We start from the raw sequence: 23,289 nt of genomic DNA on the forward strand, positions 1-23,289 counted from the left end.
GGAGCCGAGATGGCCAAATCCGGTAAGAAGGCGTCCGGCAGGAACGGGTCCGGCGGGAAGCAGAGCAAGACGGGCGGGAAGGACGCCGCCAGGGCCGGGGAGCCGGCGGAAGCCAGCCTGCCCTTCGGCGGCGCCGTCAGCCGGTTCGCCGAGAAGGGCGCGCCGCCCGAGATCCGGAAGGCGCTGCGCGACGCCTCCAAGAAGTCGATCCTCGACCCGGACTATCCCTACACCGAGCGGATGTCGTCGGAGGAATACGACGTGGAGGAGGAACTCTGCCAGCTCGAACTCGTCAAGGTGCAGGACTGGCTCCGCGCGACGGGCCAGCGCATCGTGCTGGTCTTCGAGGGCCGCGACGCCGCCGGCAAGGGCGGCACGATCAAGGCGCTCACCGAGAACCTCAACCCGCGCCGGGCCCGGATCGTCGCCCTGCCCGCGCCCGACGAGACCGAGCGCGGCCAGTGGTATTTCCAGCGCTACATCGAGCACCTGCCGACGAGCGGCGAGATGGTGCTGTTCGACCGCTCCTGGTACAACCGCGCCGTGGTCGAGCATGTCTTCGGCTGGTGCACGCCCGCGGAGCGCGAGAGGTTCTTCGCGCAGGTCCCGGAATTCGAGGACATGCTGGTGCGCGACGGCATCATCCTCGTCAAGGTCTGGATCGCGATCGGCCGCGCCGAGCAGCTGCGCCAGTTCCTGCAGCGCGAGCGCGACCCGTTGAAACAATGGAAGCTCAGCGAGACCGACGTCGAGGGTCTGGCCCGCTGGGACGACTACACCGCCGCGATCGAGGAGACCTTCGGCCGCACCAACCTGCCGATCGCGCCCTGGGTGGTCGCCTGGGCCGAGGACAAGCGCCGTGCGAGGATCGCGACCATGCGCGCGATCCTCATGCGGCTCGACTATCCCGGCAAGGTCACCTCCGCGCCCGACCCGCTCATCTGCGGCGGGCCCGAGATCCTGCGCCGGAAGAGCCTCTGAACCGGGACGGCCGCCGGTTCCGGCGCGGCGCCTTCGGCGCTGTTCGGGGCGCCACCCCTTGCGCTCCGGCGCCGCCGCGCCCATTTCAATCGCGAACGCGCCCGCGCGGGCGCCCAGCAGAGGACCGACCCCACGCTCATGTTCGCTGATCCCGGAACCTTTCGTCTCTCGCTCGCGGGCCTGCCCGACCCCGATCACGATCCGCAGTTCTACCGCGGTGTTCCGGCGCGTCGTTTCGCGTCCTGGTTGATCGACGTCGCGATCATCCTCTGCGTCGGCGTGCCGATCGCGGTCATCTTCGGGGTGCTGACGCTCGGCATCGGTTTCATCGCCTTCCCGCTCATCGTGCCGGCCGTGGGCTTCGCCTATCGTGTCGGGACGATCACCGACCGGTCGGCGACCTGGGGCATGCGGATCATGGGGATCGAGTTCCGTCGCGGCGACGGCCGGCGCTTCGATTTCCCGACCGCGCTCGGCCATGTCGCGATCTACACGGTGTCGATGATGTTCGTGCTGGTCCAGATGGTGAGTTGCGTCATGATGCTCGGCACGCGATATGGGCAGGGCCTGTCCGACATCGTGCTGCGCACAACCGCCATTAACCGCCCGATAGATTGAAGCTTCGCGGGGCCGGGGCGGGTACCAGAATCCTGTTGCCCGCCGCCGGAGGCTGTAGTTAGCTTCCTTCCCTGGGGACAGGAGTTCAGGGGTCCGTCATGCGCCACAGCTTGCCGCAGTCGCACCAGTTCTACGTCACGGCGCCTCAGCCGTGCCCCTATCTTGGTGGCCGGGTCGAACGCAAGCTTTTCACCGCGCTGCAGGGCGATGGCGCCTCGCATCTGAACGATGTCCTCTCGCATCAGGGGTTCCGGCGGTCGCAGAACGTGCTCTACCGCCCCTCCTGCGCGGGCTGCTCCGCCTGCCTCTCGGCCCGCATCGTGGTCGATACCTTCGAGCCGAGCCGCGGCCAGCGCCGGATCATGAAGCGCAACGCCGCGATCGAGCGGATCGTGACCAGCCCTTGGGCGACCGAGCCGCAATACGCGCTGTTCCGCCGTTACCTCGATGCGCGCCACGCGACCGGCGGCATGGCCGACATGGACATGCACGAGTTCGCGGCGATGATCGAGGAAACGCCGGTGCGGAGCCGGGTGATCGAATACTACCTGCCGCGCGCCGGGGGTGGCCGCGAACTCATCGCCGTCTGCCTCACGGATCTGCTGACCGACGGCGTCTCGATGGTCTATTCCTTCTTCGATCCGGCGATGACGCGCGACAGCCTCGGCGCCTTCGTGATCCTCGACCATGTAGAGATCGCGCGCGAGGCGGGCCTGCCTTACGTCTATCTCGGTTACTGGGTGCCCGGCAGCGCGAAGATGGATTACAAGGCGCGCTACCGCCCGCTCGAGATCTTCTACGAAGGCCGCTGGAGCCTCTTGCCGGAAGCCGATCTCTCGACGATCAACCGGCGCCAGGGCGACCGGACGAATATCGTCGATCAGGTCGCCGCGATCGAACTGCCGGCGACGAAATAGCGCGGCCCGGCCATGCTTCCCGCCAGGGCCGCCGGTTCGGCCGCCCCCGAACCTGCCCGGATCTGCCCGTCGGGATGCGCCGCTCCGGTCTCGCTCCGGGTCTCGCGGTTCCGGGCCCGCCCTCAGGGCTCGCCGCGCCGGGCCCGCACCATCGCTGCGAGCGCGACAAGCTCGGGATCTTCGAGCCCCAGTCCGGCCAGGCTCGCGACGGTGCTGGCCAAGTACTCGGCATTGGTCCCCATCGGCCCCACCGCCCGGGCGATCACCTCGGCCTGTTCCTCGGGCGTCAGCCCGCCCCGGTACTGCGCATGGTCGCGGTTCACGACATAGACGTAGCCCTCGACCTCGCGCCCGTCCTCGAGCCGGAGCGGCAGGCGCGCCTCGTCGTAGGCCCGGCTCACCAATTCGCGCCCGCGCACATAGGCGAGCCCCGCGCCGGCGCCATCGGGCGCGAGCCGATAGGCCACCCCGGAACACCGCCCGGCCGGATCGGCGTCGAGCGCCAGCACCAGACCCGGCGCCTCCGGCGTGCCGCGGTAATGGATCGAGGTCATGCAGAAGCCCCGGCGGAAGCCCACGATCTCCGCCCGGACACGCTCGGCATAGTCGAAGCCCGGCCTCCAGATCAGCGAACCATAGGCGAAGATCCAGACCGGCGCCGCTTCGGTTTCGGTTTCAACCGGCAATCTACTGTTCCCGCCCGCGCCGACGCGCTATTCCTGCGCGGGGGTTAGAACATGCGCGTTCTCTTTGCAATCGTGGTGCTCGCGGCGGCCGGCTGGGGCGGGTTCTGGTACTGGAACGCGTCGATGCGCGACGAGGCCCTGACCGGCTGGCTCGAGGCGCGGCGCGCGGCGGGCTGGATCGCCGAGGCCGAGGTCCGCGTCACCGGGTTCCCGAACCGGGTCGATTCCATCGTGAGCGGCCTCGATCTCGCCAATCCCGACGCGGGCTGGTCCTGGTCCGCCTCCGAATTCCAGATCCTCTCGCAGACCTGGAAACCACTGCATGTCATCGCGGTCTGGCCCGACCACCAGACTGTCGCGACGCCCTACGACACGGTCGCGGTCCAGAGCGCGCGCATGGTGGGTTCGGTGGTCTTCGAGCCGAATCTCCGGCTCGGCCTCGATCGCGCGACGATAGAACTCAGCGATCTGGCGCTCGCGGGGGAAGCCGGCTGGCAGACCGGGCTCGGTGAAGGGCTCCTGTCACTGCGCAAGAGCCCCGCCCCGGAGGCCGCACCCAATTCCTACGACATGGACTTCAACGCCCGGCGGCTGGACCCGCCCGCGGCCTGGGTATCCCACGCCCGGCGGAGCGGTCTCCTGCCCGAGACGATCGACCTCGGCCATCTCGCGGCGACGCTCACCTTCGACAAGGCCTGGGATCGCCCCGGGATCGAGGGCGATCCGCCGGCGCTCGTGGCGCTCGACGTGACGGAGGCGCGCCTGACCTGGGGGCAGCTCGATCTCACCGGCTCGGGCAGGCTCCGGAGCGACGCCCGCGGCTTCGCCGAGGGACGGCTCGACCTCGTCGCGAACAACTGGCGCGGCATGCTCGATGTCGCGGAGGATACCGGCACCATCGATTCCGGCCTCGCCGAGGCCTTGCGCGGCGCCCTCGGTCTCTACGCGGCGCTCTCGGGCGACGGCGATACGCTCCGGGCGCCGCTCGAATTCGAGAACGGCGAGATGCTTCTCGGCCCGGTGCCGGTCGGCCGGGCGCCGATGCTGCGCCGGGAAAACTGAGCCTCGGGCGGCGCTCCGGCGCCCGGCGGCACCGTGAACCTCCGCCGTGCGAACGCTCCCGCTCAGATACGAAACCTCGCGAAAATCCGCGCGCGCAACATTGCGTCGTAGCGTTCACCGGAAAGGGTGTTATCGTTCGCGCCCGGGTACGGCGAATCGGTGAGAAAGGGAGGACGCAAGTGGACACATCGAAGCAGGCGGTCCCCGATCGCCGCGACGCCGCCGACACTCCCCGCGCATCTGATCTCAACCTCTGCTGGATCTCCGATCGGATGGGTTCCAGCTGGTCCCGGACGGCCCAGCGATGGACCGCCGCGCCAGAACTCCGGGACAGTCCGATGCCGGAGCCGGATAGCGCCGGAGGGGTGCTCCTCGACGGGGATCTGCTCGACGGAGATCTGTTGGCGGGGCCGCTCCTCAGCGTTCGCGTCGATGCCGATCGCCACGCGCGCGTCGTGGAGGAAGCGACCGGCCGACGGCTCTGTACCTTGGGCGAGATCCGCCTGGTTGGCCGGATCTGGTGCTTCGTTCTCGCGACGCGGGATAACGGCTTCGCTCCCCCGTTGAACCCTGAGACCGCGGCGCGTCTCGCGCAACTCGATGGCGCGCGGATGGGCGGGCCCCGCACCCCGGACACGCTCTCCGCCGAAATCTCCAGCCTGCTCGGCTACGACGCGCATCGCTAGACGCGCGACGGCCACCTCCGACCGAACCCGCCCCTCTCATCACCGTCCGATGCGCCCGGAGGTGCCGCGATCCGTCGCGACCGCCTCGGCCCGCCCGAACTGGACAGACGGCGCGCTTCCGCGCATCCTCGCGCCGACGCGCGGGGCACGCGCCTGGAGGGAGAACAGGAATGCGCGACTGGGCCGTGCTGGCACTTTCGCTCGCCTATCTGCTCAGCCTGTTCCTGATCGCCTGGATGGGCGACCGTGCCCCGGCCCGAGGCGGCGGCGCGGGCGACGGTCCGGGTGACGGTTCCGGCGACGGCTCTGGGCCCCGGCGCGCGCGCTTCGTCTATCCGCTCTCGATCGCGATCTACTGCAGCTCCTGGACGCTTTATGGCGCGGTGGGAGAAGCGGCCGCCAACGGCATGGATTTCCTCGCGATCTATATCGGCCCGACGCTGCTCATGCTGTTCGGCTGGCCGCTCGTGCGGCGGATCGCGCGGATCGCGCAGGCCGAGAACCTGACCTCGATCTCCGATTTCATCTCGGCGCGCTATGGCAAGAGCCGGTCGCTCGCCGCGCTCGTCACCGCGACGGCGGTGATCGGGCTCATGCCGTATTTCGCGCTGCAACTGAAGGCGATCACCATCAGCTTCGAGGCCCTGACGCGGAGCGGGGCCGAGGAACTGCTGCCGGGCGGGACCACGCTCATCGTCGCGCTCGCGCTCGCGGTCTTCGCGGTGCTGTTCGGGGTCCGGGGCATCAACGCCAACGAGCACCACCGGGGGCTCATGGTCGCGATCGCCGCGGAATCCCTCGTGAAACTCGGCGCCGCGCTCATCGTCGGAGGAGCGATCGCATTCTTCGCCCTCGGAGCGGGTCCACCAGAGATACCGCGCGCGGCGCTCCCCGCCTTCGACCCGCTCGACCTCTCCTTCTGGGCGGCCGTCCTGCTCTCGGCGCTCGCCTTTCTCTGCCTGCCCCGGCAGTTCCATGTGGCGATCGTCGAAAACACGCATCTCGACGACATCAAGGTCTCGGCCTGGGCCTTTCCGGTCTATCTGCTGCTCATCAACATCTTCGTCGCCTCCGTCGCCCAGGTCGGGCTGTCGCTGTTCCCGGATGGCGCGGCGCAGGCCGACAGCTTCCTCTTCGCGATCCCGCTCGAACTCGGCTGGGACTGGCTCGCCTTCCTGGCCTTCCTCGGCGGGCTCTCGGCGGCGACGAGCATGATCATCGTCTCGACCCTCGCGCTCGGCACGATGATCTCGAACGACGTCGTCCTGCCGGCGCTGACGGCCACACGGCTGCTCGGGGGCAACTGGCACGCGGACCCGGCGCCAATCGTGCTGCAGGCACGCCGGGCCGCCGTCGTCGGGACGATCGCGCTGAGCTACGTCTGCTATCTCCTGATCGGCTCGGCCTTTCCGCTGGCGACGATCGGCATGATGTCCTTCGCCGCCGTCGCGCAATTCGCGCCCTCGCTCTTCGGCGGGCTCTTCTGGCGCCGCGCGACGCGCACCGCCGCCTTCGCGGCGATCTCGGCGGGTTTCATCGGCTGGGTCTACACCGTGGTCGTGCCCGCCTTCTGCGCGACCGGCTGGTTGCCGCCCGAGTGGCTCACCGATGGCCCCGCCGGCTTCGCGGCGCTCAATCCGCGGGCGCTTCTCGGGCTCCATGTCGATCCGCTGGTGCACGGGATGCTCTGGAGCCTCGGGCCGAACCTCGCGCTCTTCTTCGTCGTCTCGCTCCTCTCCAGACCCGGCGCCGCCGAGAAGGTGCAGGCGGAGCGTTTCGTCATCACGCTGCCCGCCCGTGCCGAACCCGCCGCCTCCGGCAAGGTCGCCTCGCTCGCCGATCTGCGCGATTTCGCAGCGCGGTTCGTGGGCGAGGCCCGCGCGGAGGAGACGTTCAACGCGCTCGCCGCCATGCGCCAGGGTCCGATGACGGAGGTAGAGGAGGTGCTGCGCGGGCGCGTCGATCCGGAAGCCGCGCAGGTGACGGAGCGGCTCCTCGCGGGCGCGGTCGGCGCCGCCTCGGCCCGCGTCGTCGTGGCGAGCCTGCTGGCGAACCGCCGCTTCTCCAACGCCGACGCCCGCGGCCTGATCGACGATGCTTCCCGCGCGATCATGAGCCGGCACGAGCTGCTGCGCGAGACGCTGCAGAACATCCGGCAGGGCATCTGCGTCTTCGACGAGGGTTTCCGCGCGACGCTCTGGAACCGCCGCTTCCTCGAACTGATCGATTTCCCCGCCGATCGGATGGCGGTCGGAACGACCCTGCACGAGATCGTCCGCTTCAACGAGGCGCGGCGGGAGTACGGCGCGACCGGAAACCGGGCCGAAACGCTTCTCGCGCGCCAGCTCGATCCGAGGCGGCGCGGCAGGCCCGATGTCTACGAGCGCCGGCGGCCCGACGGGACCGTCCTTGAGATCGCGACCAATCCGTTGCCGAGCGGCGGTTTCGTCGCCGTCTATACTGATGTCAGTGACCGCTACCGCGCCGCCGCCGCGCTCCGTGAGGCGAACGAGACGCTGGAGCAGCGCATCGCCGAGCGCACCCAGGCGCTCTCAGCCGCCAAGGTCGAGGCGGAGCGCGCCAATCTCGGCAAGTCCCGCTTTCTCGCCGCCGCCGGCCACGATCTGCTGCAGCCGCTCCAGGCCGCGCATCTCTTCCTCTCGGCGCTCTCGGAGCGGGTGAGCGACCCCGCCATCCCGCAGATCGACACCTCGCTGAAATCGGTCGAACATCTGCTGGGCGAGCTTCTGGAAGTCTCGAAGCTCGACAGCGGCGTGACCCAGCCGATCGTCACCGATTTCCGCCTGGCCGATGTCCTGCGCCCGCTCGGCGCGGAATTCGGCGTGCTGGCGGCGCGGCATGGCATCGGCTTCCGGCTCGTGGAATCCTCTGCCTCGGTGCGCAGCGATCCCGCGATGCTGCGCCGGATCCTGCAGAACCTCCTCGCCAACGCGGTCCGCTACACGATCACCGGCCGCGTCCTGCTCGGCTGCCGCCGGCGGGGGCGCACGCTGGAGGTCTGCGTCTGGGACAGCGGGCCGGGCATTCCGAACGACAAGTTCGGCGAGATCTTCGTGGAATTCCATCGTCTCGGCACCGAGTCGGCGTCGAGCGACGAGGGCCTCGGCCTCGGCCTCGCGATCGTGGAACGTCTCGCGGGGTTGCTCGGGCACGAGCTCGGCGTGCGCTCGACGGTCGGCCGGGGCAGTTGTTTCTCCGTGCGCGTGCCGCTCGCGGAGGCGGCGGCGCGGGAGCGGGCGCCGGCGCCCCGGCGCGCGGCGCGGGATTTCGGCGGCGCGCTGCTCCTCGTGATCGAGAACGACCCGTCGATCGCCGGGGCGATGCGCGACCTGCTCGGCGGCTGGGGCTGCGAAGTCGTGACGGCCGCGACGGCGGAACAGGCGCTCGAGGCGCTGCCCCGCGGGCGGCGGCCGGATGCGATCCTGTCGGATTACCATCTCGACCATGGCCGGACCGGTCTCGAAGCCCTCGGGGTGCTGCGCGAGGCACTCGGACCGGGCATCCCGGCGGCGATCATCACCGCGGACCGCGACCCGGCGATCCGGCCCGCGGCCCACGCGGCGGGCTGCCACATGCTGAGCAAGCCGGTGCGGCCGGGCGCGCTCCGCGCGCTCCTGACGCGGATGCTCGCCGAGGCACAGCAGGGCAATGGGAGCGGCGAAGAGCCCCGTGCCTCCGGCGCATGATCGTCCCGGAAGTGTTCCCCGGGGTCTATTTCGGGGGCGGCGGCGGGCGCAGGGAGAGTTGGCTCGCGATGACCGCGGCCTGGGTCCGGTTCCCGGCGCCGAGCTTCCTCAGGATCACCGTCACATGGTCCTTCACCGTCTGCTCGGCGATCGTCAGTTCATAGGCGATCTGCTTGTTGAGCTTGCCCTCGGCCATGCCGGCGAGCACGCGCAACTGCTGCGGCGTCAGGCTCACCACCCGGTCGGCGAGATCGGTATCGGCCCCGTCGGCGGTGTCGAGCGAGGCCGGGGTCCAGATCTGCCCGCCGAGGACCGCGCGGATCGCCTCCGCGACCTGGCCGATCGGCGCGGACTTCGGCACGAAGCCGGAGGCGCCATAGTCGATCGACCGGCGGATCGTGACCGCGTCCTCGGCGGCCGAGACGACGATGACCGGGATCGCCGGATATTCCGAGCGCAGCATCATGAGGCCGATGAAGCCGCTGGTTCCCGGCATATGCAGGTCGAGCAGGACCAGATCGGGTTCGGCTTCCTCGGCGAGCAGCCGGCGAAGCTGCTCGTAGCGCGCGGCCTCGCCGATCTCGACGCCGGCGAAAGCCTGGCTGACCGCCTGCCGAAGCGCGGAGCGCATCAGCGGATGATCGTCCGCGATGAGGATGTGTTGCGGCATCTCCGATCCGATCAGGCTGGAACCCGACCCAGTATCGGGGGCCGGGCCGTCCTCGACAAGGGGATCGCCGCTGCGCTCGGGGGGCGTCATCATGTCTCAAGCTCCAAGATCGGCGCGGGCGGCAGCCACCGCCCGGCGCCGGGACATGCCGGAGCGTGCCCGGATCAGATATCGGCGTAGATGTCGACGTCCTTGGTCTCGCGGACGAAGAGCATCCCGATGACCAGCGTCGCCGCCGCGATGATGATCGGATACCAGAGCCCGGAGTAGATGTTGCCGGTCGCCGCCACGATGGCAAACGAGGTCGTGGGCAGGAAGCCGCCGAACCAGCCGTTGCCGATGTGATAGGGCAGCGACATCGAGGTGTAGCGGATCCGGGTCGGGAACATCTCCACCAGCATCGCCGCGATCGGCCCGTAGACCATCGTCACGTAGATGACGAGGATGAAGAGCAGCACCACCACCATGAAGTGGTTGATCCGCGCCGGATCGGCGCTCGCCGGATACTGGGCGGCGTCGAGCGCGGCGGCGAGTTCGGCCTTGAACGTGTCGGCCGGCGTCGCCGCGGCCGGCGCTCCGGCCTCGCTCCCGGCGGTCTCGCCCGCGGCCGGCGCGGCGGGCGCGTGGCCGATATTGACCTCGGTAGAGGGCGCGGGCGTCGCGGTATAGGACTGGATCACCGTCTCGCCGACCGTGATCGTCGCCGTGGTGCCCGCCGCGACCTCCTGGTTCTCGTAGGGAATGCCGCGCGAGACCAGCGCCGTCTTGGCGATGTCGCAGGAGGTGGTGAACTTCGACGTGCCGACCGGGTTGAACTGGAACGAGCATTCCGCCGGATCGGCGTGGACGACGACCGGCGAGGTCGCGATCGCTTCCTCAAGGCCCGGATTGGCGAAATGCGTGATCCCCTTGAAGAGCGGGAAGTAGGTCAGGCAGGCCAGCAGAAGGCCGAGCATGATGATCGGCTTGCGCCCGATCCGATCCGAGAGCGTGCCGAAGACCACGAAGAGCGGCGTGCCGAGGACGAGCGCCGCGGCGATCATCAGGTTCGCGGTCTGCGGATCGACCTTCAGCGTCTGCGTCAGGAAGAAGAGCGCGTAGAACTGGCCCGTGTACCAGACCACCGCCTGACCGGCGACGAGGCCGAAGAGTGCCAGCAGCACGACCTTGAGGTTCTTCCACTCCCCGAAGGATTCCTTCAGCGGCGCCTTCGAATGCGTGCCTTCTTCCTTCATCTTCTGGAAGGCCGGGCTCTCGTTCAGCATGAGCCGGATCCAGACCGAGATCGCGAGCAGCACGATCGAGATCAGGAACGGGATACGCCAGCCCCAGGAAGCGAAGTCCTCCGCGGACATCGACAGGCGGCAGGCGAGGATGATCAGGAGCGACAGGAAGAGGCCGAGCGTCGCCGTGGTCTGGATCCAGGCGGTATAGGCGCCCCGCCGCCCGTTCGGCGCGTGTTCGGCGACATAGGTCGCGGCGCCGCCGTATTCACCGCCGAGCGCGAGACCCTGCAGAAGCCGCAGGCAGATCAGGATGACCGGGGCGGCGATGCCGATGGTCTCGTAATTGGGCAGGATGCCGACGATGAAGGTCGAGACACCCATGATCATGATGGTGACGAGGAAGGTGTACTTCCGCCCGACGAGGTCGCCGAGCCGGCCGAAGACCAGCGCGCCGAAGGGGCGCACGGCGAAACCGGCGGCGAAGGCCATGAGCGCGAAGATGAAGGCGGCTGTCGGATTGACGCCCGAGAAGAACTGCGCGGCGATGATCGCGGAAAGCGATCCATAGAGATAGAAATCGTACCATTCGAAAACCGTCCCGAGCGAAGAGGCGAAGATCACCTTCCTTTCCTCGCTCGTCATGGGGCGCGGCTCCGACACGCCCGTCGCGACGTTCGCCATTGTTGTTCTCCCGTTGTCTGTCCCCCGCTTGGCGCGGGCTGGATCACGATCCTAGGCGGAAGCCGATTGACCGGCGCACCCCCACGTTGGTCAGGGGCGCTCCGATCATCCACTGGCCCAGTACGAGCGCGCATGGCGTCTCGGGACAGCGTCAGGAAATAATCGTGATGCGAGTGGATCGCGGCCTGCAAGTCCAGCGCGGGCGCGCGACGGCGCCCCGCCCTCCGAAGGCCGGTCAGGCGACCCGGGTTTCCCGGCCCTCGGCGACCCGCGCGACCGGCCGGGCAGTCTGGTCGTTCAGACGCGCGACCTCGGCCTCCAGCGCGACGATCCGGCCCTCGAGCCGCGCGACCCGGGCCACGAGGCCGGCCCGCGTCTCGCCGCCCGTGCTCCAGCCCGTGCTCCAGCCCGATCCCCAGCCGGGGCCCAACCGCCCCGGAGCGATCGCGGCGCCGACGCTGCGCGCGCGGCGCGACAGCGCGCTGGCCCGGCCGCGGAGCCTGCTCCAGCCGCGTGCGAGGGTGCCCGGAACCCGCCAGCCGCGTCCGGGCGGGATCGAGATCAGCGCCCAGCCCGCGACACTCACGGCGCCAAGCCAGAGAACGAGCCCCGCCGCGCCGCTCAGGAACGGCACCACCAGCCCCGGCGCGAGCGCGATCGCCCAGCCGGTCCGGCGCGAGGTGACAGGCCCGGCGGGAAGCTGGAATGCGCGGCGGCGCTTCGGGTCCATCACCGCCATCCGCCCGAGGGCGGCGAGGCTGAGACCGATCCCGCCCAGAGTCGCGAGCGCGCTCACTCGGCGGGCTCCGGATACCGTGCGCCGCGTTCGCGGGGACGCCGGGCGAAGAACCAGAGGGCGGCGCCCGAGACGAGAAGCGTGAGATCGACCGAGAGCACATCGGTCTGGCCGCGCATCAGCGCCTCCGCCCAGGTCATGCCGCCAATCCCGAGGCGTGCCACCGGCAGGAGCAGGCACAGCACGGCGAGAAGCCGCTGGAAGGCCAGTCCCAGCCGGTCGATGTCCCGGATCGCGAGCCCCATCAGGATGGCGACCGCGGACCCGACGACAAAGCCGGGCGGGGTCCAGAAGAAGGTATTGGCCGCCGGAAGCGCGAAAAGATAGGCGTACGCGGCGGCGAGCATGCCGATCGGCAGGCCGTAGCCGACGATCTGCACCGTCCGCCCGAAGCCGAGCCAGAGCGGCGTCGTGGGCTTCTTGCGGAGCCAGAGCCGCATGCCCGAAAGGATCACGAAACACATCGCAACGCCGAGCGCGCCCCAGACAAGCTGCGAGAACACGCCTGCGAAATCGCCGAAATGCAGCGGTCGCATCCAGCCGTAGAGTGTCCCCCCGACGGAGGGTCCGGTTCCGACCACCGGCCGTTCGCCCAGGAATATCCGCCGGGGCCCGTCGTATTCGTTCGCGGTCCAGAGCATCCGGCCGTTCATCGGCGGGTGCCAGACCGTCACCCTCGCATCCGCGCGGCCGAAATCATGGATGCCGACGAAATCGACGGCGCCGCCGGCACGGGCCGAGGAATCGGCGATGATCGCGTCGAGGCTCGCCGTCGGAACGGGCCGCGGGTCCTCCGCCGCCGGCGGCTCGAACAGCGCCTCCGACATCGCCTCCTGATCGCCGCCATAGGCGACATAGGCGAGCATCGGGAAGCCGACCGTGCCCGCGAAGCTGAAGAAGGAGCCGGTGAAGGCCAGGATGAAGGCGAAGGGCAGGCTCCAGCTCGATGCCAGCACATGGCGGTCCCGCGCCGAGACGAGACGCTTTCCCGGCCGTTCGGCCACGAACAGGTCGCGGATCATGTGCTTGTGCATCAGGAACCCGGTGACGACGGCGGCCATCATCATGAGGCCGAGAATGCCGGTCAGGATGAGCCCCCAGGGGTTCGGCAGGTAGAGCTGGACATGAAGATCGATCAGGAAGTTCCTGATCGCACTGTCCTCCCAGCCAGACGGCTCCTCCCATATGAACCCGTCCTGACGCGAGATCACCTCTCCGGTCTCGGTGTCGACCCGGAAGACCGAGCCGTAGTCGCCAAGCTCGCCGGTCTCAGGGTTCATCCGGTGCGTCGCGAAGGTGACGATCAGGTTCCGGCCCTCGCCGCTCCACATCGCGATGTCCTCGCGGAACTCGGGATCGACCTGATCGGCGAGATCGCGGATGAGCGCGTCCACGCCCGCCTCGATCGGCGGCAGGCGGCGCGACTCGCCGGCCGACCAGCGGCCGATCTCCGGGGCGAAGACGGCGACCGCCCCGGTGATGATCACCGCGTAGAGCAGGAGGCCGAGGACGACCGCGGACCAGCCGTGGATCGCCGTCATCCGCTTCATCTGCGCCTGGGACAGGGGTATCATCGGCGTCTCTCCCTCACACCAGCACCAGAGCGAGCACCAGACCCTGCGCGAGCGTGGCGCCGAGCATGACGGCGGTCGCGCGCTCCAGATCGGGCTCCAGCGTCGCATAGAAGAAGGGAACGGCCCAGAGCAGCGGCATGAGCACGATCGGGATTGCGATATTGTCGACCCCGCCCGGACCCGCCGGCAGCCAGAGCGTCATCGCGCACATGGTGACGAGCCCGAGGAGAACCGCCCCCGGCCCGGCGAGAAGCCAGCGCGTCAGGACCGGCCGCGCGCCGATGCCGCGCCGAAGCGGCGCGGGAAGGTTCATGACCGGATCTCCGACCCTGAACCACGAATGAAAGACATGGGGAATTCGCGCGACATCACCGACCAGAGACAAGAGGGACTGTTCCGCCTGGCTGGCGCGCATGCGCGTGGCGTGGCCGGCCGCTATATTGACGAAATCACTCGGGAATTGCAAGCCGGGGGAATCGTATCGCAATCATTCGCCCGCGCCAATCTCCCGCGTCCGTCGCCCCGCGTCAGCCCCCCGCGTCCATCGCCCGCGTCGATCGCCCGCGTCAATCGCTCTCCGCGGGCGCGAGCCGGGCGAGGATCGCTTCCCGCGTCGCCCTGTCCTCCGCCGCGACCGCCGCGCCCAGCGCGCGGAGCCGCGCGCGGGTCTCGTAGAGCTGATCGAGCAGCGACATGACGACGGGCAGCGTCTCATGCTCCACGTCGAGCTGGTAGCGCAACGTGCAGATGAGCCGGACGCGGGCGCATTCGCGGTCGGTGAAGACCAATTCGGCCGATTCGCGGGTGGCGACGATCAGTTCCTCGCGAACCCAGACGTCGAGATCCTCGCGGCTCAGCGGGCTGTTGGCCGCGATCAGTTCGGTGGCGCGCATCATCACAGCATCTCCTTGCGCGGATTGTCGGCATGGGCCGGAGTCCAGTCCCTGAGGAAGGCTTCGAGCTCCGGCTCCTCCCCGTTCGGCAGCACGACCTTCAGCGTCACGTATTGATGGCCCCGGACCTTGCTCTTCGGGTCGAGCACCCCCTTGTCGCGCAGCCGCAGCTTGCGGCCGGTGTTCGAGTTCCTCGGGATCGTGAGCGCGACCGGGCCCGAGATCGTCGGCACCTCGATCTTCCCGCCGAGCACGGCCTCCTTCAGGCTGACCGGGACCTCGATCAGGATATCGGTATCCTTGCGGTGGAAGAAGGCATGCGGTTCGATGTGAAGCTCGACATAGGCGTCGCCGTCCGGCCCGCCGTTGAAGCCAGGGCCGCCCTGCCCGCGCAGTCGCAGCATCTGCCGGTCCTGCGCGCCCTCGGGAATGGTCACGCTCAGCACCTTGCCATCGGGAAGCGTGACGGTGCGTTTCGCCCCGTTCACGGCGTCGAGAAAGTCCACGGGCAGGGCGTAGCTCATGTCCTGGCCGCGCGCGCGGAACTCGGCCCGGCCGCCGCCGCCCCGGTTCCCGCCACGGCCCGCTCCCCCGCCCCCCATCCCGCCGCCGAAGGCGCGGTTGAGAAGGTCCTCGAGATCCTCGTCGCTGGCGAAGCCGTCGGAAGCGGCGTGCGAGGACTGGTGCCAGCTTCGGCCACCGCCGCCGCTGCCACCCCCACCGAAATCGGCGAAATCACGGTAGAAATTCTCGCGGGGGCGCTCGGCGCCGGACGCGTCGATCTCGCCCGCGTCGAACCGGCGGCGCTTCTCGGCATCGCCGAGCAGGTCGTGCGCGGCGGAAATCTCCTTGAACCGCTCCTCGGCCGATGTGTCGCCGGGGTTGAGATCCGGGTGGTACTTCCGCGTCAGCTTCTTGAAGGCCGAGCGAATGTCCTTGTCGGTAGCGGTCTTCTCGACGCCGAGGGTGGCGTATGGATCCTGCATGGCGCGGGCCGATCATCCTTGTTGGCGTTTTCCTGTTGGCGTTTTGGGGCAGGATAGCCGGGCCCGTCGCCGCGGACGAGAGCGAAAAGCGGCCCGCCGCGCCATGCTCCCGCCGTGCTCCCGTGACAGAACGCACGCGCGGGGCGGTGGCCGTCGCCACCACTTGGAAACCGCGGAGCGGCGGAGTACGAGAAGCGCATGAGCACCGCCCCCCCCGCCCCCCGCATCGACGACTCCCGCGCCAAACGCAACGTCGCGGTGCTCGCGGCGGCGCAGGTGGTGCTCGGCAGCCAGATGCCGGTGCATTTCATCCTCGCGGGCCTCGCAGGACAGATGCTCTCGCCGAACCGTTGCCTCGCGACGCTGCCGGTCTCGCTCACCGTCTTCGGCTCGATGCTGGCAGCACCCTTCCTCGCCAATCTGATGCAGCGGCGGGGCCGGCGCATCGGCTTCGTGCTCGGCGCGGTCGGGGGCGGCATCGGCGGCGCGCTCTGCGCGCTCGGGCTGCTTCTGGGCTCCTTCGCGCTCTTCCTCGTCGGCTCGGCGCTCGTCGGCGTCTACATGTCGGCGCAGGGCTTCTTCCGCTTCGCCGCCGCGGACGGAGCGAGCGAGGCGTTCCGGCCGAAGGCGATCTCCTGGACGATGGCGGCGGGGCTCGCCTCGGCGATCATCGGGCCGCAGCTCGTGCGGCATTTCACCGATGCGCTGGCGCCCACGCCCTTCGCTGGCGCCTATGTCGCGACGATCTTCCTCAATCTCGCAGGCGTCTGGGTCTTCTGGCTGCTCGACAGCCCGCGGCCCCCGCCGCCAGCGCCCGACGCGCCGCGCGCCCGATCCTACGGCGAGCTCCTGCGCGATTCGCGCATCCTCGTCTCGATGATCTGCGCCATGGTCTCCTACGCGCTCATGAACCTCGTGATGACCTCGACGCCGCTCGCCATCGTCGGCTGCGGCTTCACCACGGCGAACGCGGCGGATGTGGTGAGCGCGCATGTGCTGGCGATGTTCGTGCCGTCGTTCTTCACCGGCGCGCTCATCGCGCGTTTCGGGGCGGAGCGGATCGTCGCGACCGGCCTGGCACTTCTCGCGGGCGCGGGCGCGGTCGGGCTCGCCGGCGTCGATCTCACGCATTTCTTCGGCGCGCTGATCCTGCTCGGGATCGGCTGGAACTTCGGCTTCATCGGCGCGACGGCGATGCTCGCCGCGGCCTATCGCCCGGAGGAGCGCGGGCGAGCGCAGGGGATGAACGATTTCGCGGTCTTCGCGCTGGTCGGTTTCGCCTCGCTCGCCTCGGGCGGACTCATGAACTGCGTCTCGACTGATCCGGTGGCGGGCTGGCAGGCGGTCAATCTCGCGATGATCCCGATGCTCGCCCTCGCAGGCGGGGCGCTGATCTGGCTCGTGCTGTCGCCGCGGGCGCGGGCGTAGTTCGACGCTCGAGACCGGGCCGCCCTACCAGCGGCCGGACAGGCCGCGGAGGAGAAACGTCGAGCGGACACGGAATTCCGAGAGTTCCATGCTCTCGCCCCGCGCGGCTCGAGCGAGGCGCGGGGCGGCGAGCGCGCCGGCGAGGAGCGCGGGCGCGGCGACCGCCGGAACCTCGGCGCGGCGGCCACGGGCGCTCGCGATGAGCGCGAGGCCGTCGCGGGCGAAGACAGCCGGGTCGAGTCCGGGCGGACCCGGGCGCCCGCGCGCCGCGAGTTCCGGCAGCGCGCGCAGCCAGACGGCGATCCCCGCCCCTTGCGCGAAGTCGCGGACCGCCGCCAGCGCCTCCCCGCGCGCGCCAAGCAGCCGGGCGGCGAGTTCCATCAGGTGGCCGGCGGTATGAGCGATGTAGCGATCGAGCAGCGCCGGGCTCGAAACCGCCCCGGGCTCGATATCGAGCCCGCGCGCCTCGATCATGCCGTCGAAAAGCCCGCGCGGCAGGTCATGGGCGCGGATCGCCGCCGCGAGCGGCTCCACCACCTCATGCCGGCGCGGCGTCTCGCCCGCGTAGATCTCGGCGATCGCGTCGGCCCACCAGCGGAGGCGGATCTGCGCGATCATCGCCTCCTGCGTCACGAAGGGGGCGCGGGCGATCTCGAGATTGAAGGCGTAGAGCGCGAAGAGCCCCGGCCGCGCGGCGGGCGGGGCGGTCATCGCGGCGCGGAACCGGTCCGGATCGGCGCGGGCGACCTCGGCCGCGACCGGATCGGGCGCGGTTTCGCTCACACGCCGACCGGAGCCGCAGGGCGGATCGCCGCGCCTGCCACCGGGGCGCCGTCGCGGAGCAGCTTCCAGGCGACCGCGTCGCGCAGCGCCATGAAGCTCGCATCGACTATGTTCGCCGAGACGCCCACCGTGGACCAGCGCCTGCCCTCGCCATCTTCCGAGTCGATCAGCACGCGCGTCACCGCCTCGGTGCCGCCGCTGGTGATGCGGACCCGGAAATCGACCAGCTTCATGTCGGCGATATAGGGCTGGTAAGGTCCGAGATCCTTGCCCAGCGCGCGGGAGAGCGCGTTGACCGGCCCCTGGTCGGCATGGGTCATCGGGTCCTGGCTCTCCGAGACGCTCATCACCCGCTCGGTGCCGAAACGCGCGACCACCACCGCCTCGGAGACCGTCACCGGCTCGCCGCGCGGCCCCATCCGCCGCTCGACGGTGACGCGGTAGCGCTCGACATCGAAGAACCGCGGCATCTCACCCAGCAACTCGCGGGCGAGGATCTCGAAACTGGCGCCCGCGGTGTCGTAGGAGAAGCCCCGGTCCTCGCGCGCCTTCACCTCGGTCAGGATCGTCGCGAGCCGGGGATCGTCCGCGCGCACGTCGATCCCGGCCTTGGCGAGCCGCGAGCGCAGGTTCGACTGCCCCGCCTGCGCCGACATCGGGATATAGCGCGCATTGCCGACGACCTGCGGCGGCACATGTTCGTAGGTCGTCGGGTCCTTCAGGATCGCCGAGGCATGGAGCCCGGCCTTGTGCGTGAAGGCGGAGGAGCCGACGTAAGCCGCGCTCCGGTTCGGCACGCGGTTCAGGATGTCGTCGAGCATCCGGCTCAGCCCCATGAGCTTCGGCAGGTCGCAGCGCGCGATCCCGGTCTCGAAACCGCTCGCGTAAGGCTCCTTCAACAGCAGCGTCGGGATCAGGCTGACGAGATTGGCGTTGCCGCAGCGCTCGCCGATGCCGTTCAGCGTGCCCTGGATCTGCCGCGCGCCCGCGTCCACGGCGGCGAGCGAATTGGCCACCGCGTTCTCGGTGTCGTTATGCGCGTGCATCCCCAGCCGGTCGCCGGGGATGCCGGCGGCGATCACCTCGGCGACGATCCGCCCGACCTCGCCCGGCAGCGTTCCGCCATTGGTGTCGCAGAGCACGATCCAGCGCGCGCCGCCCTCCAGCGCGGCGGTGAGACAGGCCAGCGCATAGTCCGGGTTCGCCTTGTAGCCGTCGAAGAAATGCTCGGCGTCGAAGAGCGCCTCGCGCCCCTCGGCCACCACATGCGCGACCGAGGCGGCGATATTGGCGATGTTCTCTTCCAGCGTGATGCCGAGCGCCGCGGTGACGTGGAAGTCATGCGTCTTGCCGACGAGGCAGACCGTCCCGGTCCCGGCGTTCATCACCCCCGCCAGCGTCTCGTCATTCGCCGCCGACCGTCCCGCGCGCTTGGTCATCCCGAAGGCGGTGAGCCGCGCCCGGGTGAGTTGAGGCGCCGCCGCGAAGAAGGCGCTGTCGGTCGGGTTCGCCCCCGGCCAGCCACCCTCGACATAGTCGAGCCCAAGCTCATCCAGCGCCCGCGCGATCCGCGTCTTGTCATCGGCGGAGAAATCGACGCCCTGCGCCTGCTGCCCGTCGCGGAGGGTGGTGTCGTAGAGAGTGAGGCGGGAGCGGGTCATAGCAGTGCCTCCAATGCGTCCAGATCGATATTCGATCCGAGACTTGCCGAGCCAACCGAGTGTCCGTCGGCGCTTCTCATCGCGCGGAGCTCGACATTGGCACTCGCGCTGCGTTGGCGAAGTTCGTCTGCTTCTTTCCACCGCTCCTCCCCACGGAGTATCATCCACTGCCGCGCGACTCTCAGGGCTGCTCTGCGCACGTCAGCGGGGATCGGCCCCCAACCTACCACTCCAACGGACGGATAGCGCCGCGCGGCCTCATTCAGGATCTCTTGAGCATCATCTAGGAGATCTTGATCGTCGGAAAACTCATATCGTTTCGCCCACTCGGCTTCTGCGATGGAATGCAGATCGAACCCCAACAGCAGCGCGGACGCCGCGAGAGACGCAAAAGCGCCCTCGGAGTGAAGCTCATCAAGCCGAACGATCGCTTCCCAAGTGTTCAGGTCGTTTTGCAGGGCATGGAGAACCCCTTGATCGGGCGAGCCACCCGTCTCCACGACGGCGCACCACTTTCTTAGCATGGCCTTCGCTTCCTCGACTTTCTCGTCCGTGAAGTCCATAGGCTGACGATAGTGGGTCATCAGAAGAACGAGGCGGATGGCAGGTCCGGGCACGCCCTTGTCGAGCAGGTCGCGCACGGTGAAGAAATTCCCCGCGCTTTTTGCCATCTTCTCGCCTTCGACATTCACGAAGCCGTTGTGCATCCAGACATTGGCGAACCGGCCCTCGGGATGGGCGCAGCAGAACTGGGCGATCTCGTTCTCGTGGTGCGGGAAGACGAGGTCGATGCCGCCGCCGTGGATGTCGAAGCTATCTCCGAGCAGTTCATAGCTCATCGCCGAACATTCGATGTGCCAGCCGGGGCGGCCGCGGCCCCACGGGCTTTCCCAGCCGGGCTGATCCGGCGTCGACGGTTTCCAGAGCACGAAATCCATCGGGTCGCGCTTGTAGGGCGCGACCTCGACGCGGGCGCCGGCGCGCATCTCGTCGAGCGAGCGTTTCGCGAAGGTTCCGTAGTCGGGATAGCTCGACACCGAGAAGAGCACATGCCCCTCGGCGGCATAGGCGTGGCCGCGCGCGATCAGCGTCTCGATCATCGCGACCATCGCGCCGATGAACTCGGTCGCCCGCGGCTCCTTGGTCGGGCGAAGCGTGCCGAGCGCATCCATGTCGGCGTGGTACCAGCCGATAGTCTCCTCGGTGATGCGCCGGATCGCCTGGAGCTCGGTCTCGCCCTCGCGCAAAGTCTCGGCGGCGCGCTTGTTGATCTTGTCGTCCACGTCCGTGAAGTTCCGGACGTAAGTCACGTGCTTCTCGCCATAAACATGGCGAAGCAGCCGGAAGAGCGTGTCGAAGACCACCACGGGCCGCGCATTGCCGATATGGGCGCGGTCGTAGACCGTCGGCCCGCAGACATACATGCGAACGTTCTTCGGGTCGATCGGAGCGAAGGGCTCCTTCGTCCGGGTCCGCGTGTTGTAGAGCGTGATCGGCGTGGTCGTCGGCGTGGTCACTGGCATGGTGCGGGCTCGCGGCTGTGCCGCGGCGGGCTATCACATCGGACCGGAGTTGGAAATGACAAGCGCGCCGCGGAACTCTGGGTTCAGCGGATAATGGGATCGGTCGTGATCGGACAGGGGCGCGTCATGGCGGCGGTATGCCCCCCGAAGGGCGATCGATCAAGGAATTTCTCGCCCGAGGCCCATGGCGGCCGCTTGCGAACAAATGGGAAACAGTGCTTGATGCGCGGATGACGGAAGCCGCCCTTTCGACGCCCGCCTATCTCGACCGGCTGAATTCGGAGCAGCGGGAGGCGGTGCTGCATGGCGACGGGCCGCTCCTCGTTCTCGCGGGCGCGGGGTCGGGCAAGACGATGACGCTGGCGCATCGCGTCGCGCATCTCATCGCCGGTGGGGCCGATCCGCGGCGCATCCTGCTCATGACGTTCTCGCGCCGGGCGGCGGCGGAGATGCGCGGGCGCGTCGGGCGGATCGCGCGGGAGGTCATGGGCGAGAAGGCCGAGGCGCTGGCGGAGGGGCTGACCTGGGCCGGCACCTTCCACGCGATCGGCGCGCGGCTTCTGCGCGAACACGCGCCCGAGATCGGGCTCGACCCGGATTTCACCATCCATGACCGCGAGGATTCGGCCGATCTGATGAACCTCGCCCGGCACGAACTCGGCCTCACGCGCACAAGGAAGCGGTTTCCGACCAAGGGCACCTGCCTCGCGATCTATTCCCGCGCGGTCAACGCGCGCGCCGCGCTCTCGGAAGCGCTGGCCGAATACCCCTGGTGCGCGGAATGGGAGGCGGAACTGAAGGCGCTTTTCGCCGCCTATGTCGGTGCGAAACAGGCGCAGGGCGTGCTCGATTACGACGACCTCCTGCTCTACTGGGCCGAGATGGCGGCGGAGCCTGACCTCGCCCGGGTGCTGGGCGCGCGGTTCGACCATATCCTGATCGACGAATATCAGGACACCAACCGCGCGCAGGCGGCGATCCTCGCGGGGCTCAGCCCCGATGGTCGGGGCGTGACCGTGGTGGGCGACGACGCCCAGTCGATCTATTCCTTCCGCGCCGCCGAGGTGCGAAACATCCTCGATTTCCCCCAAGGCTTCAGCCCGCCCGCGCGGATCGTGACGCTGACGCGGAACTACCGATCGACCGCGCCGATCCTCGCGGCGGCGAACGCGGTGATCGCGGAGGCGCGCGAGGGCTATCCGAAGGAACTCGTCGCCGAACGCGCGGGCGGCCTGCCGCCCCTGATGATCCGCGTGCCCGACGAGGCGGCGCAGGCGGATTACATCTGCGAGCGCGTGCTGGAGGCGCGGGAGGCGGGCGTGGCGCTCAGATCGCAGGCGGCGCTGTTCCGCACCGCCTCGCACAGCGGCCCGCTGGAGGTGGAACTCACGCGGCGCAACATTCCCTTCGTGAAATTCGGCGGGCTGAAGTTCCTCGACACGGCGCATGTCAAGGATGTGATGGCGCTGCTCCGTCTCGCCGAGAACCCGCGCGACCGTGTTTCCGGCTTCCGGGCCCTGCGCCTCGTGCCCGGGATCGGCCCGGCGAGCGCCGAGCGGCTCGTGGCCCTGCTCGGAGCGCCCGGAGACCTCGCGGCGTGGCGCGGCGCGCGGGTGCCGGCGCGGGCGGCGGCGGAATGGGCCGGTTTCGTCGAGATGTTCGCCGGGCTTCGCGCGGGGCATGGCTGGCCCGCCGATCTGACGGCGGTCCGCGCCTGGTACGAGCCGCGGCTGGAACTCATCCACGAGGACGCCCCCCCGCGGATCGCCGATCTGGCGCAGTTCGAGGGCATCGCCGCCGGCTATCCGTCGCGCGCGCGTTTCCTGACCGAACTCACGCTCGACCCGCCGGGCGCGGGGGGCGACCTCGCGGGGCCGCCGATGAAGGACGAGGATTACATGATCCTCTCGACGATCCATTCCGCCAAGGGCCAGGAATGGAAGCAGGTCTTCGTGCTCAACTGCGTCGACGGCTGCCTGCCGTCGGATCTCGCGACCGGCTCGCGGGCCGGGGTCGAGGAGGAACGGCGGCTGTTCCATGTCGCGATGACACGGGCGAAGGACGCGCTGCATCTCGTTGTTCCGGCGCGGTTCTACGTCCACAATCAGGCGGCGCGGGGCGATCGGCACATCTACGCGGCGCGCTCGAGGTTCCTGAGCGACGCGGTCGTCGCCCGGCTCGCGGAACGCGCCTGGCCTCCGCCGCCGCCCGAGGAGGTCCGACCCGCGCCCGGCCCCCGGCGCGACCTCGCGGCGCGGATGCGCGGCATGTGGGAGTAGTGCCGGGCGCCCGGGCCGCTGGCCCGCGCGGCGCTTCTTCGACCGAAGTCGCATGTACCGAAGTCGCAGATACCAAGGTACCGAAGGGGACCGTCGAGTAGAACCGAAGTCTCATCAACCAATGTCGCGTGG

General features: G+C 69.3%; 19 protein-coding genes. 8 read left to right on the plus strand and 11 right to left on the minus strand.

The genetic code is table 11. The annotated features are described in order from the left end of the window. The first annotated feature begins 9 nt into the window (after window positions 1–9). The 3 genes from ppk2 to ACLJK8_RS05075 all read left to right on the plus strand — a co-directional run bounded on the left by ppk2 (window position 10) and on the right by ACLJK8_RS05075 (window position 2,516). Entirely contained in the window at window positions 10–981 is a 972-nt protein-coding gene (gene ppk2 / locus ACLJK8_RS05065) for a polyphosphate kinase 2 (RefSeq protein WP_413149016.1), read from the plus strand. A gap of 138 nt (window positions 982–1,119) precedes the next feature. Further along, complete coding sequence (locus tag ACLJK8_RS05070; RefSeq protein ID WP_413149017.1) at window positions 1,120–1,599, plus strand: RDD family protein; 480 nt, start codon at window positions 1,120–1,122, stop codon at window positions 1,597–1,599. Between the two features lie 98 nt (window positions 1,600–1,697). After that, complete coding sequence (locus ACLJK8_RS05075) at window positions 1,698–2,516, plus strand: arginyltransferase (protein WP_413149018.1); 819 nt, start codon at window positions 1,698–1,700, stop codon at window positions 2,514–2,516. Window positions 2,517–2,638: 122 nt separating this feature from the next. Here the strand turns inward: ACLJK8_RS05075 and ACLJK8_RS05080 are convergent, their stop codons facing one another. Continuing rightward, on the minus strand, window positions 2,639–3,202 hold the full coding sequence (locus ACLJK8_RS05080) for a gamma-glutamylcyclotransferase (protein WP_413149019.1): 564 nt from the start codon (window positions 3,200–3,202) through the stop codon (window positions 2,639–2,641). Between the two features lie 51 nt (window positions 3,203–3,253). On the opposite strand from ACLJK8_RS05080, the gene ACLJK8_RS05085 reads away from it, so the two are divergent. From ACLJK8_RS05085 to ACLJK8_RS05095, 3 genes are all read left to right on the plus strand, one after another. Continuing rightward, entirely contained in the window at window positions 3,254–4,264 is a 1,011-nt protein-coding gene (locus tag ACLJK8_RS05085) for a DUF2125 domain-containing protein (RefSeq protein ID WP_413149020.1), read from the plus strand. 338 nt (window positions 4,265–4,602) lie between these two features. Continuing rightward, window positions 4,603–4,950, plus strand: coding sequence for a hypothetical protein (locus ACLJK8_RS05090; protein WP_413149021.1), 348 nt, complete (start codon window positions 4,603–4,605; stop codon window positions 4,948–4,950). Between the two features lie 170 nt (window positions 4,951–5,120). Next, window positions 5,121–8,657: a NahK/ErcS family hybrid sensor histidine kinase/response regulator gene (locus ACLJK8_RS05095; protein WP_413149022.1), complete on the plus strand. Its 3,537-nt coding sequence runs from the start codon at window positions 5,121–5,123 to the stop codon at window positions 8,655–8,657. 25 nt (window positions 8,658–8,682) lie between these two features. On the opposite strand, the gene ACLJK8_RS05100 is transcribed toward ACLJK8_RS05095, so the two are convergent. The 7 genes from ACLJK8_RS05100 to ACLJK8_RS05130 form a co-directional block, all read right to left on the minus strand. Further along, window positions 8,683–9,420: a response regulator gene (locus ACLJK8_RS05100; RefSeq protein ID WP_413149023.1), complete on the minus strand. Its 738-nt coding sequence runs from the start codon at window positions 9,418–9,420 to the stop codon at window positions 8,683–8,685. Between the two features lie 71 nt (window positions 9,421–9,491). Then, window positions 9,492–11,234, minus strand: a complete 1,743-nt coding sequence (locus ACLJK8_RS05105; RefSeq protein WP_413149024.1) for an MFS transporter — start codon at window positions 11,232–11,234, stop codon at window positions 9,492–9,494. A 235-nt stretch (window positions 11,235–11,469) separates the two neighbouring features. Beyond that, window positions 11,470–12,030, minus strand: coding sequence for a hypothetical protein (locus ACLJK8_RS05110; protein ID WP_413149025.1), 561 nt, complete (start codon window positions 12,028–12,030; stop codon window positions 11,470–11,472). Then, window positions 12,027–13,604, minus strand: a complete 1,578-nt coding sequence (locus tag ACLJK8_RS05115; protein ID WP_413149026.1) for a PepSY-associated TM helix domain-containing protein — start codon at window positions 13,602–13,604, stop codon at window positions 12,027–12,029. Before ACLJK8_RS05115 ends, ACLJK8_RS05110 begins: the two co-directional genes overlap by 4 nt. Before the next feature lie 13 nt (window positions 13,605–13,617). Continuing rightward, window positions 13,618–13,917 carry a hypothetical protein gene (locus ACLJK8_RS05120; RefSeq protein ID WP_413149027.1) on the minus strand — a complete coding sequence of 100 codons (300 nt, stop codon included), beginning with the start codon at window positions 13,915–13,917 and terminating at the stop codon, window positions 13,618–13,620. A 253-nt stretch (window positions 13,918–14,170) separates the two neighbouring features. Next, window positions 14,171–14,500: a hypothetical protein gene (locus ACLJK8_RS05125; RefSeq protein WP_413149028.1), complete on the minus strand. Its 330-nt coding sequence runs from the start codon at window positions 14,498–14,500 to the stop codon at window positions 14,171–14,173. Beyond that, window positions 14,500–15,483: a DnaJ C-terminal domain-containing protein gene (locus ACLJK8_RS05130; RefSeq protein ID WP_413149029.1), complete on the minus strand. Its 984-nt coding sequence runs from the start codon at window positions 15,481–15,483 to the stop codon at window positions 14,500–14,502. Before ACLJK8_RS05130 ends, ACLJK8_RS05125 begins: the two co-directional genes overlap by 1 nt. A 198-nt stretch (window positions 15,484–15,681) precedes the next feature. Here ACLJK8_RS05130 and ACLJK8_RS05135 point away from each other — a divergent pair, with 198 nt between their 5' ends. Continuing rightward, window positions 15,682–16,911 (plus strand): MFS transporter, encoded by a 1,230-nt coding sequence (locus tag ACLJK8_RS05135; RefSeq protein WP_413149030.1) that lies wholly within the window; start codon window positions 15,682–15,684, stop codon window positions 16,909–16,911. A 24-nt stretch (window positions 16,912–16,935) separates the two neighbouring features. On the opposite strand, the gene ACLJK8_RS05140 is transcribed toward ACLJK8_RS05135, so the two are convergent. The 3 genes from ACLJK8_RS05140 to cysS are packed head-to-tail and all read right to left on the minus strand — an operon-like array spanning window position 16,936 to window position 20,878. Further along, the gene (locus ACLJK8_RS05140; protein WP_413149031.1) at window positions 16,936–17,694 is read right to left on the minus strand and encodes a phytoene/squalene synthase family protein; all 759 of its coding nucleotides are present in this window, start codon (window positions 17,692–17,694) and stop codon (window positions 16,936–16,938) included. Further along, complete coding sequence (cimA, locus tag ACLJK8_RS05145; protein ID WP_413149032.1) at window positions 17,691–19,355, minus strand: citramalate synthase; 1,665 nt, start codon at window positions 19,353–19,355, stop codon at window positions 17,691–17,693. Before cimA ends, ACLJK8_RS05140 begins: the two co-directional genes overlap by 4 nt. Beyond that, a complete protein-coding gene (gene cysS, locus ACLJK8_RS05150; RefSeq protein ID WP_413149033.1) occupies window positions 19,352–20,878 on the minus strand; it encodes a cysteine--tRNA ligase in 1,527 nt (508 codons plus the stop codon). Before cysS ends, cimA begins: the two co-directional genes overlap by 4 nt. A gap of 230 nt (window positions 20,879–21,108) precedes the next feature. Here cysS and ACLJK8_RS05155 point away from each other — a divergent pair, with 230 nt between their 5' ends. Then, the gene (locus tag ACLJK8_RS05155) at window positions 21,109–23,157 is read left to right on the plus strand and encodes an ATP-dependent helicase (protein WP_413149034.1); all 2,049 of its coding nucleotides are present in this window, start codon (window positions 21,109–21,111) and stop codon (window positions 23,155–23,157) included. The last annotated feature ends 132 nt before the right edge of the window (window positions 23,158–23,289 follow it).

It is taken from the genome of Amaricoccus sp. W119 (assembly GCF_047275745.1).
Classification (GTDB): Bacteria; Pseudomonadota; Alphaproteobacteria; order Rhodobacterales; family Rhodobacteraceae; genus Amaricoccus.